The 17,105-nt window shown below is 71.5% G+C and carries 14 protein-coding genes and 1 tRNA gene; 6 read left to right on the top strand and 9 right to left on the bottom strand.

Annotation, left to right across the window (positions count from 1 at the left end; all coding sequences use genetic code 11):
• Window positions 1-27: 27 nt before the first annotated feature.
• Window positions 28-2,700, bottom strand: coding sequence for a DNA polymerase I (gene polA, locus BMW78_RS13325; protein WP_091760600.1), 2,673 nt, complete (start codon window positions 2,698-2,700; stop codon window positions 28-30).
• 175 nt (window positions 2,701-2,875) lie between these two features.
• Here polA and BMW78_RS13330 point away from each other — a divergent pair, with 175 nt between their 5' ends.
• Together BMW78_RS13330 and BMW78_RS13335 are read left to right on the top strand one after the other, a co-directional pair.
• Window positions 2,876-3,280 (top strand): PaaI family thioesterase, encoded by a 405-nt coding sequence (locus tag BMW78_RS13330; RefSeq protein WP_425439060.1) that lies wholly within the window; start codon window positions 2,876-2,878, stop codon window positions 3,278-3,280.
• A gap of 83 nt (window positions 3,281-3,363) precedes the next feature.
• Window positions 3,364-3,726, top strand: coding sequence for a VOC family protein (locus BMW78_RS13335; RefSeq protein WP_091760606.1), 363 nt, complete (start codon window positions 3,364-3,366; stop codon window positions 3,724-3,726).
• 97 nt (window positions 3,727-3,823) lie between these two features.
• Here the strand turns inward: BMW78_RS13335 and BMW78_RS13340 are convergent, their stop codons facing one another.
• Window positions 3,824-4,375, bottom strand: coding sequence for a GNAT family N-acetyltransferase (locus tag BMW78_RS13340; RefSeq protein ID WP_245735844.1), 552 nt, complete (start codon window positions 4,373-4,375; stop codon window positions 3,824-3,826).
• A gap of 200 nt (window positions 4,376-4,575) precedes the next feature.
• Here BMW78_RS13340 and BMW78_RS13345 point away from each other — a divergent pair, with 200 nt between their 5' ends.
• Window positions 4,576-5,361, top strand: a complete 786-nt coding sequence (locus tag BMW78_RS13345) for a DUF554 domain-containing protein (protein ID WP_091760609.1) — start codon at window positions 4,576-4,578, stop codon at window positions 5,359-5,361.
• Between the two features lie 61 nt (window positions 5,362-5,422).
• On the opposite strand, the gene BMW78_RS13350 is transcribed toward BMW78_RS13345, so the two are convergent.
• Both BMW78_RS13350 and BMW78_RS13355 read right to left on the bottom strand, forming a co-directional pair.
• Entirely contained in the window at window positions 5,423-5,623 is a 201-nt protein-coding gene (locus tag BMW78_RS13350; protein WP_143056257.1) for a hypothetical protein, read from the bottom strand.
• A gap of 87 nt (window positions 5,624-5,710) precedes the next feature.
• Window positions 5,711-6,268 (bottom strand): ANTAR domain-containing response regulator, encoded by a 558-nt coding sequence (locus tag BMW78_RS13355; RefSeq protein WP_245735857.1) that lies wholly within the window; start codon window positions 6,266-6,268, stop codon window positions 5,711-5,713.
• A 246-nt stretch (window positions 6,269-6,514) separates the two neighbouring features.
• Between BMW78_RS13355 and BMW78_RS13360 the strand changes: the two genes are divergently transcribed.
• On the top strand, window positions 6,515-6,712 hold the full coding sequence (locus BMW78_RS13360) for a hypothetical protein (RefSeq protein ID WP_091760618.1): 198 nt from the start codon (window positions 6,515-6,517) through the stop codon (window positions 6,710-6,712).
• A 41-nt stretch (window positions 6,713-6,753) separates the two neighbouring features.
• Here the strand turns inward: BMW78_RS13360 and BMW78_RS13365 are convergent, their stop codons facing one another.
• Complete coding sequence (locus tag BMW78_RS13365) at window positions 6,754-7,521, bottom strand: endonuclease/exonuclease/phosphatase family protein (RefSeq protein ID WP_091760621.1); 768 nt, start codon at window positions 7,519-7,521, stop codon at window positions 6,754-6,756.
• Window positions 7,522-7,622: 101 nt separating this feature from the next.
• On the opposite strand from BMW78_RS13365, the gene BMW78_RS13370 reads away from it, so the two are divergent.
• Complete coding sequence (locus tag BMW78_RS13370; RefSeq protein WP_091760624.1) at window positions 7,623-8,195, top strand: nucleotidyltransferase family protein; 573 nt, start codon at window positions 7,623-7,625, stop codon at window positions 8,193-8,195.
• A gap of 93 nt (window positions 8,196-8,288) precedes the next feature.
• On the top strand, window positions 8,289-9,101 hold the full coding sequence (locus tag BMW78_RS13375; protein WP_091760627.1) for a hypothetical protein: 813 nt from the start codon (window positions 8,289-8,291) through the stop codon (window positions 9,099-9,101).
• On the opposite strand, the gene BMW78_RS13380 is transcribed toward BMW78_RS13375, so the two are convergent.
• From BMW78_RS13380 to gltB, 4 genes are all read right to left on the bottom strand, one after another.
• Window positions 9,083-9,165: transfer RNA gene (locus BMW78_RS13380), tRNA-Leu, on the bottom strand. The two genes, BMW78_RS13375 and BMW78_RS13380, sit on opposite strands and share 19 nt — an antisense overlap.
• A gap of 136 nt (window positions 9,166-9,301) precedes the next feature.
• The gene (gene pyk / locus BMW78_RS13385; protein ID WP_091760630.1) at window positions 9,302-10,774 is read right to left on the bottom strand and encodes a pyruvate kinase; all 1,473 of its coding nucleotides are present in this window, start codon (window positions 10,772-10,774) and stop codon (window positions 9,302-9,304) included.
• A gap of 193 nt (window positions 10,775-10,967) precedes the next feature.
• A complete protein-coding gene (locus tag BMW78_RS13390) occupies window positions 10,968-12,425 on the bottom strand; it encodes a glutamate synthase subunit beta (RefSeq protein WP_091760633.1) in 1,458 nt (485 codons plus the stop codon).
• The gene (gene gltB / locus BMW78_RS13395) at window positions 12,418-16,962 is read right to left on the bottom strand and encodes a glutamate synthase large subunit (protein ID WP_091760636.1); all 4,545 of its coding nucleotides are present in this window, start codon (window positions 16,960-16,962) and stop codon (window positions 12,418-12,420) included. Before gltB ends, BMW78_RS13390 begins: the two co-directional genes overlap by 8 nt.
• Window positions 16,963-17,105: the final 143 nt, after the last annotated feature.

Below are 17,105 nucleotides of genomic sequence, written 5' to 3' on the forward strand. Positions count from 1 at the left end.
GGTCCTCTGCCCCGAGGGCTGGGCGGGTCAGTGGGCGGCGTCGTGCCAGGAGTGGCCCACGCCCACGCTCACCTCGAGCGGCACGTCCAGGGCGATCGCCTCCCCCATCTCCTTGCGCACCAGTGCCTCGACGTCGTCGCGCTCCCCCGGGGCCACCTCGATCACGAGCTCGTCGTGCACCTGGAGCAGCTGGCGCGACTTCGCACCCGCCTTGGTCAGGCCGTCCTCGACGCGGAGCATGGCGAGCTTGATGATGTCGGCGGCCGAGCCCTGGATGGGGGCGTTGAGGGCCATCCGCTCCGCCCCCTCGCGGCGCTGGCGGTTGTCACTGGTCAGGTCGGGCAGGTAGCGGCGCCGGCCGAGCATCGTCGCGGTGTAGCCCGTGGCTCGGGCCTCGGCGACCACGTCGCGCAGGTAGTCCCGCACCCCACCGAACCGGGCGAAGTACTCGTCCATGAGGCCTTGGGCCTCGCCGGTCGAGATGGTCAGCTGCTTGGACAGGCCGAAGGCCGACAGCCCGTAGGCCAGGCCGTACGACATCGCCTTGACCTTGCTGCGCATGGCCGGTGTGACGTCCTCCGGCTCGACGCCGAACACCCGCGAGCCGACGAACCGGTGCAGGTCCTCCCCGGTGCGGAACGCCTCGATGAGCCCCTCGTCACCGGAGAGGTGCGCCATGATGCGCATCTCGATCTGGCTGTAGTCGGCCGACATCAGCGACTCGTAGCCCTCGCCGACCACGAAGGCTGCTCGGATGCGGCGGCCCTCCTCGGTGCGGATCGGGATGTTCTGCAGGTTGGGGTCGGTCGAGCTCAGCCGGCCGGTCGCCGCGACGGTCTGCTGGTACGTCGTGTGGATCCGTCCGTCGTCGGCCACCGACTTCAGCAGCCCCTCGACGGTCACCCTCAGCCGGGTGGCGTCGCGGTGGCGCAGCAGGGCCTCGAGGAACGGGTGCTCGGTCTTGGTGTAGAGGTCGTTCAGCGCGTCGGCGTCGGTGGTCCAGCCGGTCTTGGTCTTCTTCGTCTTCGGCATGCCGAGCGTGTCGAAGAGCACGACCTGCAGCTGCTTGGGCGAACCGAGGTTGATCTGCTCGCCGCCGATGGCGTCGTAGCAGTCCTCCTGCGCCTCGCGGACCTTCGTGGCGAAGTCCGACTCGAGCCGCTGCATCTGGTCGCAGTCGACCGCGATGCCGGTGCGCTCCATCCGGGCGAGCACATAGGCGAGCGGGAGCTCGACGTCGCGCTGCAGCTCGGTGCCACCGGTGGCCTCCAGCTGCTCGCCGAGCGCGCCGGCGAGGTCGAGCACCGCACGCGCCCGCACCATGGCGTCCTGCGCCTCGGTGTCGCCGTCGGCGCTGAAGTCGAGCAGGCCCTGTCCGCCCGCCTCGGTCTCGGCCCGCAGCTCGCGGCCGAGGTTGCGCAGCACGAGGTCGGCGAGGTCGTAGGAGCGCTGGTCGGGGCGCACGAGGTAGGCCGCCAGGGCGGTGTCGGTGGCGATGCCCTGCAGGTCCCAGCCCCGGGCGACGACGGCCTGCATCGGCCCCTTGGCGTCGTGCAGCACCTTCGGCCTGCCGGCGTCGGCGAGCCACGCCGCCACGGCCTTCTCGGCGTCCTCGTCGAGCGAGGCGACGTCGATGTAGGCCGCCGGGCCGGCTGCCGTGGCCACCGCCAGGGCCTGCACGTCGCCGGTGCCCCGCGCCCAGGTGCCGGCCACGTGCAGTCCCACAGCCGCGCCGGGGCCGGCGTGGTCGTCGAGCCAGCCGGGCACGTCGGCCGGGGCCAGGGTGACGCCCTCGACCTCGAACCCGGACTCGGCCTCCAGCTCCGGCGCCTCGATGGTGGAGAAGAGCCGATCGCGCAGGACGCGGAACTCGAGGCCGTCGAAGACGGTGTGGACCTTCTCGCGGTCCCAGTTGTGGCGCTCGAGCTCCTTGACGCCGACCGGCAGCGGCATGTCGCGGATGAGGGCGTTGAGCCGGCGGTTGCGCAGCACCCCGTCGAGGTGCTCGCGCAGCGAGTCGCCGGCCTTGCCCTTGACCTGGTCGACGTGCGCCACGACGCCGGCCAGGTCGCCGTACTGCGCCAGCCACTTCGCTGCGGTCTTCGGGCCGACCCCGGGCACGCCGGGCAGGTTGTCGGACGACTCGCCGACGAGTGCGGCGAGGTCGGAGTACCGGTCGGGTCCCACGCCGTACTTGGTCTCGACAGCCTCCGGGGTCATCCGGGCGAGGTCGGAGACGCCCTTGACCGGGTAGAGCACGGTGACCTTGTCGGAGACCAGCTGAAGGGTGTCGCGGTCACCCGAGCAGATCAGCACCTCCATGCCCTCGCCGACCGCCTCGGTGGTCAGCGTGGCGATGACGTCGTCGGCCTCGTAGCCCTCGACCTCGACGTGCCGGATGCTGAGCGCGTCGAGCACCTCGTGCAGCAGGGAGACCTGGCCGTTGAACTCGTTCGGGGTCGCCGAGCGGCCCGCCTTGTACTCGGCGTACTCCTCCGTGCGGAAGGTCTGGCGGGAGACGTCGAACGCCACGCCCACGTGGGTCGGCTGCTCGTCGCGCAGCACGTTGATGAGCATGGACGTGAACCCGTAGACGGCGTTGGTGTGCTGGCCGGTGCTGGTCGAGAAGTTCTCGACCGGCAGCGCGAAGAAGGCGCGGTAGGCGAGCGAATGGCCGTCAAGCAGGAGAAGTCGACTCACGCATGGCAGCCTAGGGCCCGGCACCCACAGCCACACCCACCCACCCCGGGCCACTCCCACCCACCACCCACAGCAGGAGCACGACCACCCCATGAGTGACGCCGCCGACACCTCCCCCGCCGCCTCCGACGACCAGACCGGGCACGACCAGACCGGGCACGACCACGAGGCCTTCATGGAGGCCGTGATGTCGATGAACCCGAACTCGCTGGTGCACCGCATGCAGATCGAGGTGGTCGAGAGCAGCCCGCAGCGCCTGGTGGCCCGGATGCCCGTGGAGGGCAACACCCAGCCCTACGGCCTGCTGCACGGCGGTGCGTCCGTCGTGCTCGCCGAGACGCTCGGCTCGCTCGGCTCCGCCCTGCACGCCGGGCCCGACCGGGTCGCGGTGGGCCTCGACATCAACGCCACCCACCACCGGGCCGTGCGCTCCGGCTGGGTCACCGGCATCGCCACCGCCCTGAGCCTGGGCAACACGCTCGCGAGCTACGAGGTGGTCATCACCGACGAGGACGACCGCCGCGTGTGCACCTGCCGCATCACCTGCCTGCTGCGCGACAAGGCACCCGCCGGCTCTTGACCGGCCCGGTGACGTTCGTCAGGGTCGGTGGGAGGCGGACCTGACCCCGGTCCGCCCCACCGGCAGGGACCAGGGAGGGACCCATGGCTCACGGCGACATCACGCACATCGACATCCCGGTCAGCGACATGGACCGGGCCAAGGACTTCTACAGCGCGCTCTTCGGCTGGCAGATCGCCGAGCTGCCCGGCTTCGAGGGCTACCCGATGTGGCAGGCCCCCAACAAGATCTCCGGAGGCGGCCTCGCCCCGCGCTCCGACGGCTTCACCCAGCCCCGCTCGTACGTCGAGGTCGACTCCATCGACGACACGCTCGCCAAGGCGACCGAGCGCGGCGCCACGGTGGTGATGGAGAAGCAGCCGATCAGCGAGACCAGCTGGTGGGCGGTCCTCCAGGACCCCGACGGCAACACCGTGGGCCTCTACGAGGGCACCACCGCCACCTGAGACGCGTCACCGGGGCCACCGGGTCCGGGACACGAGCGAGGGGTATGCCGCGTGGTGACCACCCGGCATACCCCTCGGTTGTCGTCGGTGCGGCTGCTCAGCCGGCGAGGCGGCTGGCGCCCGCGCTGGCCCGGGCCCGCAGCGAGCGGCGCTTGTGCAGGATCTGGTCGAGGCTGATGCGCGGCTCGTCGGCGCCGAGGCGGCGCCGCAGCGCGCTGGTGCTGGTGACCCGGCGCACGACCTGGGAGCTGAAGCCGAGGCGGGCGAAGAACCGGTTCGCGTCCCGCTGCTGGCTCGGCACGTTGCAGCCGATCTGCTCGCAGCCCTGCTTCTCGGCATACGCCGTGACCGCCGCGAGCAGGTGGCGGGCCACCCCGTGGCGGCGGGCCTTGGGCGCGACGTAGAGCTGGTCGATGGCGACGGCAGGGCACTCGGTGAGCCCCGAGAACGGGCTGTGGGTGGCGACCACGAAGCCGACCGGCTGGTCACCGTCGGTGACCGCGAGGAAGGCCCGCACCTCCTCGCGCTGCAGGGCCGCGCGAACCTTGCCCTCGGACGCGGCGCGGGCGGCCACCTCCGGGCTCGTCCCGCCCTCCACACGTGAGGACATCCACAGCTCGGTGAACGACCGCTCCAGGTCGGCAGACACCCGTTTGACGCTGACTCCCGGTCGGGTCACAGGTACTCCTCCATCGTCGTGGCACACACTGCAGTGGTTGCATGCGGCGTCCCCCGGCGTCGCCGGAGCCTCCCGCAGGAGGCGTCCGAGGGCAGACTCTATTCCTACTGCGCCGTAAGGGTGAAGGGGTTCCCCCAGATATGGGGTGAACGGCTGCATAAGGTGTGCCCGTGAGCCTCGACTTCCCCGGCCTCGGCACGGTCATCAACGTCATCACCGTGGTCGTCGGGGCCCTGCTCGGCATGGCGGTGGGCCACCGCCTGCCGAACCACACCCGCTCCGTCGTCACCGACGCCCTCGGCCTCACCACCCTGCTCATGGCCGGGCTGTCGGCCGTCAGCGTGGTCGACCCCGCCCTGAAGGCGGCCACCGGCACCGGCGCCCCGGTGCTCATCGTGCTCGGGTCACTGCTCCTCGGCGGCATCGGTGGGTCGCTGCTGCGCATCGAGGAGCGGCTGGAGAGCCTGGCAGGGGTGGTCCAGTACCGGCTCGCCCGCCGTCCCGCCCTCGTCGGCGCCGGCGAGTCCGGCGTCGACCACGCCGCCCGCGAACGGTTCATCGAGGGCTGGATGAGCGCCTCGCTGCTGTTCTGCGTGGGGCCACTGACCATCCTCGGGTCCCTGTCCGACGGGCTGGGGCGCGGCATCGAGCAGCTGACGCTGAAGTCGGTGCTCGACGGCTTCGCGGCCATGGCGTTCGCCTCGTCGTTCGGCGTCGGCGTGCTCTTCTCGGCCGTGTCGGTGGCCGTCGTGCAGGGCCTGCTCACCCTGCTCGGGGTGCTGCTCGGCTCACTGCTGCCCGACGCACACATCGCCGCGCTCACCGCGACCGGTGGCCTGATGCTCGTCGGCATCAGCTTCCGGCTGCTCGGCATCAAGCAGGTGCCGGTGGGAGACATCCTCCCGGCGCTCATCGTGGCGCCGCTGCTGACCCAGCTCGTCGTCGCCCTGCGCTGACGGCCCGCGCGCGAGTCCGCGCCGACAGGTCCGTCGACGACGCCTCACCCGGGGGAGCGGCTCAGCTGTGGCGCCCGAACGTTCTCTGCCACTCCCGGCGCCAGTCCTCGTCCCACTCCGCGTTCCCCCACCAGGGGTGTGCGTTCGGGTTGCGGGGCACCGCGCGCGGGATGTTGGCCGAGTCACGGGCGCTCCACGCCAGCAGGGTCACCCACATCAGCAGGAACCCCACCAGGATCGCCCCGATCACCAGAGGACTCATCTGTGTTGCCATCGCCAGCCTCCGGTCACAAGGATAGTCCTCCGGCGGCCCCGTGCAGCCCCTCATCTGGGTGACGTCGCGACAGGCCTACTTCATCCCCGAGATGACGGCGTCGGCGACCTCACGCATGCCGAGGCGGCGGTCCATGGCGGTCTTCTGGATCCACCGGAACGCCTCCTGCTCGGTGATCTTGAGCTTCTTCATGAGGATGCCCTTGGCGCGGTCGACCTGCTTGCGCGTCTCGAGCCGCTCGCCGAGGTCGGCGATCTCGCTCTCGAGCGCCTTCATCTCGGTCCAGCGCGAGCGGGCGATGTCGATGGCGGGTGCGAGGTCGGCCGCCGTGAACGGCTTGACGATGTAGGCCATCACCCCGGCGTCGCGGGCCCGCTCGACGAGCTCGGTCTGGCTGAAGGCCGTCAGCATCACCACCGGGCAGATCTTCGCGGCGCCGATCTCCTCGGCCGCGGTGATGCCGTCCATCACGGGCATCTTGACGTCCATGATCACCAGGTCGGGGGTGAGCTCGCGGGCCATCTCGACGGCCTGCTCGCCGTTGCTGGCCTGGCCGACCACCTCGTAGCCGGCCTCGCCGAGCATCTCGGCGAGGTCGATGCGGATCAGCGCCTCGTCCTCCGCGACGAGGATCCGGGTGGGCCTCGGACCGGACGGGGCCGGCTCGACCGGCGCGGCGTCCGGCGCGGTGTCCGGGGCGCCGGTGGCAGCGTCCGCGGTGGGGTCCGTGGCAGGGTCCGTGGCAGGGGCGGCGTCGGGCTGGGTGTCGCTCACCGGGGCAGCCTATTGGATGGGACCTGCGCGGCCACCCGCCGCCCGCAGTGCGGTCCCCCCACAGGCGCACTAGCGTCGGACGCACCCCGACGGAAGGAGATCCGCATGCAGGTCAGCCGCGAGACGATCCTCGACATGATCCGTGCCCGTGCCGACGAGCAGGGCGCGCTCGAGCGGGCCGAGCAGGTGCTGCCCGAGTCGTTCGACACCAAGGACTACCTCGGGGAGCTCGAGAAGCTCGGCATCAGACGTGAGGACGTCGAGGTGCCCGGCCTGGTGGACCCGCCAGCGCCGACGACCTGATCCAGACGCTGACCGCCTGATCCAGACGCTGGCCCCCTGAGTCAGGTGAGGTCGGCCGTCAGTGCCCGGTGGTCGGAGATGGGCAGCGCCATGGCCTCCCCGCCCGAGGCGACCAGGCCTCCCCCGACCAGGATGTGGTCGAGCTGCTCGGTCGGCTCGTGCACGGGGAACGTCAGGGCCGATGCCGCCGGCTGCAGGCCGGTCAGCCGCACGGCCTGCTCCGGACCCATGTTCAGGTCGCCCATGAGCACCACCGGCCCGGAGCGCTCCACCAGGCTGGCGACCACCCGGCGCAGCTGGCGCCCGTTCCACCAGCGGAGGAACGACAGGTGCGTGTTGACCACCGTGACCACGCCGCATGGCGTCTCGATGGTGGCGACCACCGCCACGCGGGGCTCGTCGCGCACCAGGTAGGGCCGCAGGCGGCCGCCGAAGCGCATCGGCACCGGCAGCGGCACCGGCGGCAGGCGCACGACCTGCCAGCCGTGCACCGGCCAGCGCGACAGCAGGGCGATGCCGTAGGCCGCGGCATCCGGGTGCTCCTCCCCCGTGGCGGCCACCCACGTGGCGCCGGTGGCCCCGTGGCTGCCCGACAGCGCGGCCACGAAGCGGTGCTCCACCGCCCCCATCGCCTCGGCGGCGATCGCCGTGAGGTCGGCGTTCTCCGACCGGTGCTGGTTGTGGTCCACCTCCTGCAGCGCCAGCACGTCGGCGTCGAGCCGCTTGACCGACTCGGTGAGCCCGTCGAGCGTGACGTGCTGGTCGGTGGGCACCCGGCCGTTGAGGATGTTGAAGGTGGCGAACCGCATGCTCCCGTCCTACCGGGCGGCCTCCCGCCTCGCGACCCGGAACCGGGGCCCGCGCGCTTGGGCAGTGGTTGGGCTCCGCGGACCGGGGGTAGGTCAGTGACATGACGGACGAGGACCAGCAGAACCTGCGCGAGGCGCTCAAGGCGGTGGCCGTCGCGCTCAAGGAGTCTCGGGTCCCCTTCGCCCTCATCGGCGGGTATGCCGCGTGGGCGCGCGGCGGGCCGGAGCCCGACCACGATGTCGACTTCCTCATCGCCGAGGAGGACGCCGACGAGGTGGAGAGCGTGCTGGCCGGCAAGGGCTTCGAGATCGTCCACCCGCCGGAGGACTGGCTCTTCAAGGTCTTCGTCGACGACTCGATGATCGACATCATCCACCGGGCCTGCGGCAGCCCTGCGCAGCGCTCCGACGCCGAACGGGCCAGCCTGCTGGAGGTGCTGTCGGTGCAGATGCCGGTGCTCGAGGCCACCGACCTGGTGGTGCAGAAGCTGTGCGCCCTCGACGAGCACTACTGCGACTTCGCCGCCCTCCTCCCCGTCGCCCGGGCCCTGCGGGAGCAGGTGGACTGGGACGAGGTCCGGCGGGCCACGGCGGAGAACGACTTCGCCGCGGCGATGCTCTTCCTGCTGCAGCGGCTCGGCGTCATCGACGGGAGCGACTGCACGGACCATTGACCCTGTCCCGGCCGCGGGAGGGCACCGACCCTGATGGATGCGGGGCGGGGAACGCACACGAGCGGGAAACGGGCGGGGGGGAACGGAGGCGGGATGAGGACGCTGGTGGAGGGCATCGACCACGTCTTCATCCCGATGGTCGGGGCGGCGGAGGCGTTCGGGGTGCTGGTCGACGACCTCGGCCTGCCGGTCCTGTGGCCGTTCCGGAGCTTCGGGGGCTTCGCCAGCGGGGGCGTGAGCGTCGGTTCCATCAAGCTGGAGCTCCTGGAGGCGACGTCAACGGCGCCGTTCTCGACGGCCCACGACCCGCCGGAGATCCAGGGCATTGCCTTCCGTCCCTCCGCCAGCCTCGACCGGGCCTACCTCGCCGAGCTCGACGCGCGGTCGATCTCCCGCTCGGAGCCCGCCCCGTTCGTGGTCGACGGGGAGCTCCGCTGGACCAACGTCTACCTACCCGGGCTCATCAGCGAGAGCACCGGGCCGTTCCTCTGCCACTACCACGTCCCGGGCCCACGCGACCTGGCACTGCGGCGGCGCGTGCTCGAGGAGTGTGGGGGCGGTCGTCTCGGTGTGGTGGACGCCCTGGAGCTCGTCGTCGTCAGCCGTGACGCCGGCCTCGCCCAGGAGCGGTGGGAACGGCTGCTCGGCCCGCCCACCAGCGACCTCACGTGGCGCCCTGCGGTCGGTCCAGCCATCCGGCTGGTCGAGGGCCCTGTGGAGCGCGTCGACCACCTGACCCTCGGCGTGCGCCGACTCGAAGCTGCCCAGCAGGTGTGGAGCGAGTCGAGTCGCGGTCCGTTGCGAGGGTTACCGCTCGAGCTCGCAGAGCTTCCGGCCGGGGACGACAGAGGTGCCGAGGACCAGAGGGGTACCGGGGACGGGAGGGGTGCCGAAGGCGGGACTTGAACCCGCACGCCCTTGCGGGCAGAGCATTTTGAGTGCCCCGTGTCTGCCATTCCACCACTTCGGCCAGCAGCCCCGGGGATTCCACGGACGTCATGGCGACCACCGGCGCGACTGCGGCGGCCAGCATACCCGGCACCGCGGCATACCCACGGATGCCCCGGCGTGCCCCGGCCTGCGAGCCGGACCGCCCACGTGCCGGCTCAGGACGCGGCGGTGATCTCCTCGTCGTCGATGTCCTCGTAGGCCGGCGCCACGCGGTTGGCGGCGTCGCCCATGCGGTGCACCCGAAGGGCGTTCGTCGAGCCGGGGATCCCGGGGGGCGAGCCGGCCACGATGACCACGAGATCGCCCTCCTGGAGGCGCCCCTCCTTGAGGAGGACGTTGTCGACCTCCATGGCGTAGTGGTCGGTGTGGCGCGGCTTGGGGCCGAGGTAGGTCTCGATGCCCCACGACAGCGCCAGCTGCGACCGCACCGCCGGCTCGGGGGTGAAGGCGAGCGTCGGGATCTGGGTGCGCATGCGCGACAGGCGTTTGGCGGTGTCGCCGGACTGCGTGAAGGTGATGAGGTACTTCGCGCCGACCACGGTGCCGATCTCGACGGCGGCCGCGGCCACCGCGCCGCCGATGGTGCTCGGGCGGGTGCCGAGCGGGCGGATCCGGTCGAGGCCGTGCTCCTCGGTGCTGGCGATGATGCGCGCCATGGTCTCCACCGCCTCGACGGGGTAGGAGCCGACGCTGGTCTCCCCCGACAGCATCAGCGCGTCGGCTCCGTCGAGCACCGCGTTGGCGGCGTCGCTGGCCTCGGCGCGCGTGGGACGCGGGCTGTCGATCATCGACTCGAGCACCTGGGTCGCCACGATGACCGGCTTGGCGTTGCGGCGGGAGAGCTCGACCGCCCGCTTCTGCACCAGCGGCACCTCCTCGAGCGGCAGCTCGACGCCGAGGTCACCGCGCGCCACCATGACGCCGTCGAAGGCGCGGATGATCTCGACGAGGTTCTCGACCGCCTGCGGCTTCTCGATCTTCGCGATCACGGGGAGGCGCACACCGACCTCGTCCATGATCCGGTGGACGTCCTTGATGTCGTCGGCGGAGCGCACGAACGACAGCGCGATCATGTCGGCCCGCAGGCCGAGCGCCCAGCGCAGGTCCTCCTTGTCCTTCTCGGACATGGCCGGCACGCTCACGGCCACGCCGGGGAGGTTGATGCCCTTGTTGTTGGAGCAGGTGCCGCCGACCACGACCGTGGTGCGCACGTCGGTGTCGGTGACCTCGACCGCCTCGAGGACGACCTTGCCGTCGTCGATCAGCAGCCGGTCACCGGGCTTCACGTCGCCCGGCAGCCCCTTGTAGGTGGTGCCGACCTCGGTCTCGGAGCCCTCGACGTCGCGCGTGGTGATGGTGAACTCGGCGCCCACCGGGAGGTCGACCGGACCGCCCGCGAACCGGCCGGTGCGGATCTTCGGGCCCTGCAGGTCGACGAGCACGCCGACCGCGCGGCCGCTCTCGTCACTGGCCCTGCGGACCTCCTGGTAGACCTGCTCGTGGTCGGCGTAGGAGCCGTGCGAGAGGTTCAGCCGGGCGACGTCCATGCCGGCGTCGACGAGTGCGCGGAGCTTCTCCGGGGAGGAGCAGGCAGGACCGAGAGTGCAGACGATCTTGGCGCGGCGCATGGCCGAAACCCTATCGCTCCGGACCCTTCGGACGTGATGGAGGTCACCTGTCGGGACGGTGTCCGGACGTGGTATGCCGCGTGGCCGGCAGGGCCCGAACCCCACCCGACTTCTGGCCACCGGCTCGGCATCCGCGCCCCGCGGAGGGGGCGGCATACCGGCTCTGTGGCCAGAAGTCGGGGTGAGGCGGAGGTCAGACGGTGAGTGGCCGGTCGGTCGGGTTGATCGGCCTCGGCAGGGCGGTCGTGCCGGTCAGGAACCGGTCGACGCCGGCGGCCGCGGCACGACCTTCGGCGATCGCCCACACGATGAGCGACTGGCCGCGGCCGGCATCACCGGCGACGAACACGCCGGGCACCGACGTCATGTAGTCGTGGTCGCGCCTGATGTTGGAGCGCTCGTCGAGCTCCACCTCGAGCTGCTCGACCACGCCGGGGCCCTCCGGCCCGAGGAAGCCCATGGCCAGCAGCACCAGCTGCGCCGGCAGCTCGCGCTCGCTGCCCTCGACCTCCTGGAAGCGACCATCGACCATCTCGACCTGCACGAGCCGGATGCCGCGCACGCGGCCCTGCTCGTCGCCGAGGATCTCCTTGGTGCTCATGGAGTAGAGCCGCTCGCCGCCCTCCTCGTGGGCGGAGGCGACGCGGAAGATCATCGGGTAGGTGGGCCAGGGCTGTCCCGCGGCGCGGTCCTCCCCCGGCTGCGGCATGATCTCGAGGCTGGTGACCGACTTCGCGCCCTGGCGGATCGACGTGCCGAGGCAGTCGGCACCGGTGTCGCCGCCGCCGATGATGATGACGTCCTTGCCCTCGGCGGTCACCTGGCCCTCGACGGTCTCCCCCAGCGCCACCCGGTTGGCGGGCGGCAGGAAGTCCATGGCCTGCATGACGCCGTCGAGCTCGCGGCCGGGCACCGGCAGGTCGCGGGGCACCGTCGAGCCGATCGCGAGCACCACCGCGTCGTAGCGGGAGCGCAGCTGCTGTCCGGTGATGTCCTCGCCGACCCTGACGCTGTTGCGGAAGCGGGTGCCCTCGGCCTCCATCTGGGCCAGCCGACGGTCGAGGACCGACTTCTCCATCTTGAACTCGGGGATGCCGTAGCGGAGCAGCCCGCCGGGGCGGTCGGCGCGCTCGAAGACGGCGACGGTGTGGCCCGCGCGGGTCAGCTGCTGGGCGGCGGCGAGGCCGGCCGGGCCCGAGCCGACGACGGCGACCGTCTTGCCCGAGAGTCGCTCGGGCGCCTGCGGGCGGACGTAGCCCGCGTCGAAGGCCTCCTCGATCACGGTGACCTCGACCTGCTTGATGGTCACCGCAGGCTGGTTGATGCCGAGCACGCACGCGGTCTCACACGGCGCCGGGCACAGCCGGCCGGTGAACTCCGGGAAGTTGTTCGTGGCGTGGAGGCGCTCGATGGCCTGGCGCCAGTCGCCCTTCCACGACAGGTCGTTCCACTCCGGGATGAGGTTGCCCAGCGGACAACCGCTGTGGCAGAACGGGATCCCGCAGTCCATGCAGCGGCCGGCCTGGCGCTGGAGGGTGCCGAGCTTCTGCTCCTCGTAGACCTCCTTCCAGTCGCGGATGCGCACCGGCACGGGTCGCCGCGTCGGCAGCTCCCGCTCACGGGTCTTGAGAAAGCCCTGGGGGTCAGCCACGAGATGCCTCCATGATCCGCTCCCACACCTCGGAGCCGTTGACGTCGAGGCCCTCGGCCTCGGCTGCCGCACGCACGTCGAGCACGCGCTGGTAGTCGCGCGGCAGGACCAGGGTGAAGCGCTGGCGCGCCGACTCCCAGTCCTCGAGCAGCCGCGCCGCAACGGACGACTCCGTCCACTGCTGGTGCCGGCCGAGCAGCTCGCGCACGACGGTCTCGTCGTCGGGCCGCAGCGGTGATAGGTCCACGAGCTCGGCGTTGACCCGCAGTGGGTCGAGGTCGAGGACGTAGGCCACGCCGCCGGACATGCCCGCGGCGAAGTTGCGGCCGGTCGGCCCGAGCACGAGCACGGTGCCGCCGGTCATGTACTCGCACCCGTGGTCGCCGACACCCTCGACGACTGCCGTGGCGCCGGAGTTGCGGACGCAGAACCGCTCGCCGACCTGGCCGCGCAGGAAGAGCTCACCGGAGGTGGCGCCGTAGCCGATGACGTTGCCGGCGATGACGTTCTGCTCCGCCTGCAGCGGCGCCGCACGGTCGGGGCGCACGACGACCCGGCCGCCGGAGAGGCCCTTGCCGACGTAGTCGTTGGCGTCGCCGACCAGGCGCAGGGTCACCCCCTGGGGCAGGAACGCGCCGAGCGACTGGCCGGCCGACCCCACGAGCGTGAGGTCGATGGTGTTGTCGGGCAGGCCCTCCGGGTGGGCCTTGGTCACCTCGTGGCCGAGCAGGGTGCCGACGGTGCGGTTGACGTTGCGCACGGCCACCTCTCCGGTGACCGGCGTGCCGTCGGTGATCGCCTCGCGGGCGAGGTCGATCAGGCTGTGGTCCAGCGCCTTCTCGAGGCCGTGGTCCTGGCCCGTGGTGTTGCGCCGCGGCGCGCCGTCCGGGCTCTGCACGTCGGCGAAGATCGGCGACAGGTCGAGGCCGGACGCCTTCCAGTGCTGGATGGCCCGCGTGGCGTCGAGAGCCGACACCTGGCCGATGGCCTCCTCGATCGAGCGGAAGCCCAGCGCTGCGAGGTGCTCGCGCACCTCCTCGGCGATGTACTCGAAGAAGGTCTCCACGAACTCGGGCTTGCCGGAGAAGCGGGCCCGCAGCTCGGGGTTCTGGGTCGCGATGCCGACCGGACAGGTGTCGAGGTGGCAGACGCGCATCATGACGCAGCCACTGACGACCAGCGGCGCGGTGGCGAAGCCGAACTCCTCGGCGCCGAGCAGCGCCGCCACGACGACGTCGCGGCCGGTCTTGATCTGCCCGTCGACCTGCACCACGATCCGGTCGCGGAGGTTGTTGAGCACCAGGGTCTGCTGGGTCTCGGCCAGGCCGATCTCCCACGGTCCGCCCGCGTGCTTCAGCGAGGTCAGCGGCGAGGCACCGGTGCCGCCGTCGTGGCCCGAGATGAGGACGACGTCGGCGTGCGCCTTGGAGACGCCCGCGGCGACCGTGCCGACACCGACCTCGGACACCAGCTTGACGTGGATCCGCGCCTCGGGGTTGGCGTTCTTGAGGTCGTGGATCAGCTGCGCCAGGTCCTCGATCGAGTAGATGTCGTGGTGCGGCGGCGGGCTGATCAGGCCGACGCCCGGCGTGGAGTGCCGCGTCTTGGCCACCCACGGGTAGACCTTGTGGCCGGGCAGCTGGCCGCCCTCGCCGGGCTTGGCGCCCTGGGCCATCTTGATCTGGATGTCGCCGGCCTTGGTCAGGTACAGCGAGGTCACGCCGAACCGGCCGGAGGCCACCTGCTTGATGGTCGAGCGGCGCTCGTCGTCCATGAGCCGCTCGACGTCCTCGCCGCCCTCGCCCGTGTTGGAGCGGCCGCCGAGGCGGTTCATGGCGATGGCGAGGGTCTCGTGGGCCTCCTGGCTGATCGAGCCGTAGCTCATCGCGCCGGTGTTGAACCGCTTGACGATCTCGCTGACCGGCTCGACCTCCTCGATCGGCACCGGGGTCCGCGGGGTGGCGCCGCCGAGCTCGAAGAGGCCGCGCAGCGTCATCAGCCGCTCCGACTGCTCGTCGACGCGCTGGGTGTACTGCTTGAAGACGTCGTAGCGGCGCGCACGCGTGGAGTGCTGGAGCCGGAAGACCGTGTCGGGGTCGAACAGGTGCGGCTCACCCTCGCGGCGCCACTGGTACTCGCCGCCGACGGCGAGCTTGCGGTGCGGCAGCCGGACGCCGTCCGGCGGGTATGCCGCGGCGTGCCGGGCCGCGGTCTCCGCCGCGATCACGTCGAGGCCCACACCGTCGAGCTGCGAGACGGTGCCGGTGAAGTAGCGGTCGACGAGCTCCTGCGACAGGCCGTGGGCCTCGAAGACCTGGGCGCCGCGGTAGGAGGCGACGGTGGAGATGCCCATCTTCGACATCACCTTGAGCACGCCCTTGCCGAGCGCCTTGATGAGGTTGCGGACGGCCTGCTCGGCGGTCACACCGGTGATGGCGCCGGAGCGCACGAGGTCCTCGACGGACTCCATCGCCAGGTAGGGGTTGACGGCGGCGGCACCGTAGCCGACGAGCAGCGCCACGTGGTGCACCTCGCGGACGTCACCGGCCTCGACCAGCAGGCCGACCTGGGTGCGGGTCTTCTCGCGGATCAGGTGGTGGTGCACCGCGGAGGTCAGCAGCAGCGACGGGATCGGCGCGAGGTCGCGGCCGGAGTCGCGGTCCGAGAGCACGATGAAGCGGGTGCCCTGGCTGATGGCCTCCGAGACCTCGGCGAAGATCTCCTCGAGCCGAGCCTGCATGGCGGCGGCCCCACCGGTGACGTCGTAGAGGCCGCGCACGACGTGGGTGGCGTAGCCGGGCAGGTCGCCGTCGGCGTTGATGTGCACGATCTTGGCGAGGTCGTCGTTGTCAATGACCGGGAACGGCAGGACCACCTGGCGCGCGTGCGCCGGGGTGGCGCTCAGCGCGTTGCCCTCGGGCCCGATCGTCGTGCCGAGGGAGGTCACCAGCTCCTCGCGGATCGCGTCGAGCGGCGGGTTGGTCACCTGCGCGAAGAGCTGCGTGAAGTAGTCGAAGATGAGCCGGGGGCGCGACGACAGCACCGCGATGGGGGTGTCGGTGCCCATCGAGCCGAGGGCCTCGCCACCGGTCCTCGCCATCGGCGAGAGCAGGATGCGCAGCTCCTCCTCGGTATAGCCGAACGTCTGCTGGCGACGCGCGACCGAGGCCGCGGTGTGCACGATGTGCTCGCGCTCCGGGAGCTCGGCGAGGTGCATGAGCCCGGCGTGCAGCCACTCCTCGTAGGGGTGCTGGGCGGCGAGGCCGGCCTTGACCTCGTCGTCGGGGACGATGCGGCCGTGCTCGGTGTCGACGAGGAACATCCGGCCCGGCTGCAGGCGGCCCTTCTTGACCACGCGCGAGGGGTCGAGCTCGAGCACACCGGCCTCGGAGGCCAGCACCACCAGGCCGTCGTCGGTGACCGAGTATCGCGCGGGCCGCAGGCCGTTGCGGTCGAGCACGGCGCCGATGAGCGAGCCGTCGGTGAAGGTGACGCACGCGGGGCCGTCCCAGGGCTCCATGAAGGTGGAGTGGAACTCGTAGAACGCCCGGCGGGCGGGGTCCATCTCCTCGTGGTTCTCCCACGCCTCGGGGATCATCATGAGCACCGAGTGCGGCAGCGACCGGCCACCGAGGTGCAGCAGCTCGAGCACCTCGTCGAAGGACGCGGAGTCCGAGGCGTCCGGGGTGCAGATCGGGAACAGGCGCTCGAGGTCACCGGGGATCAGCTCCGAGGCCAGCTGGCTCTCCCGCGCCCGCATCCAGTTGCGGTTGCCCTTGACGGTGTTGATCTCACCGTTGTGGGCGATCATCCGGTACGGGTGCGCCAGCGGCCACGACGGGAAGGTGTTGGTCGAGAAGCGCGAGTGCACCAGGGCGAGCTGGGTGGCGAACCGGCGGTCGGACAGGTCCGGGAAGAACGGCTCGAGCTGGCCGGTGGTGAGCATGCCCTTGTAGACCAGGGTCCGCGAGGACAGCGAGGGGAAGTACACCTCGGCCTCGCGCTCGGCGCGCTTGCGCAGGCAGAAGGCGAGCCGGTCGAGGCCCATGCCGACGATCCGGCCCCCCGAGGCGGAGACGATCAGCTGGCGGAAGACCGGCATGCAGTCGCGGGCGACCTGGCCGACGAGCTCGGGGTCCGTGGGCACGTCGCGCCAGCCGAGGACGCGCAGCCCCTCCTCCGCGGCGATGGCCTCGACCGTCTCGGTGGCGTGGGCCCGCTCGGCCTCGTCGGCGGGCAGGAAGGCGATGCCCACGGCATACGCGCCGGCGACCGGCAGGTCGAAGTCGACGACCGCGCGCAGGAACGCGTCCGGGATCTGGGTGAGGATGCCGGCGCCGTCACCCACGAGCGGGTCGGCGCCGGTGGCGCCGCGGTGCTCGAGGTTGCGCAGAGCGGTCAGGGCGTGGTCGACGATGTCGTGTCCAGCGCTGCCCCGCATGGTGGCGACCATGGCCACGCCGCAGGCGTCGTGCTCGAACTCGCTGCGGTACAGCCCCGTGTTGGCGGGCTGGGCGGAGAAGCGCGCAGAGGACACTCAGGTCACCGTCCTAGGGGTACAGATGCGGGGTGTGCCCACCAGGGGCACCCCGAGGTGGACCCGGGATGGACACCGGAACTGCGCGTGGACGGCGTTGGCCACGGCTTGCGAGGACGATAGCCCAGCCGTCCGGATCCGTC

The organism is Pedococcus cremeus (assembly GCF_900111375.1).
Taxonomy (GTDB): Bacteria; Actinomycetota; Actinomycetes; order Actinomycetales; family Dermatophilaceae; genus Pedococcus_A; species Pedococcus_A cremeus.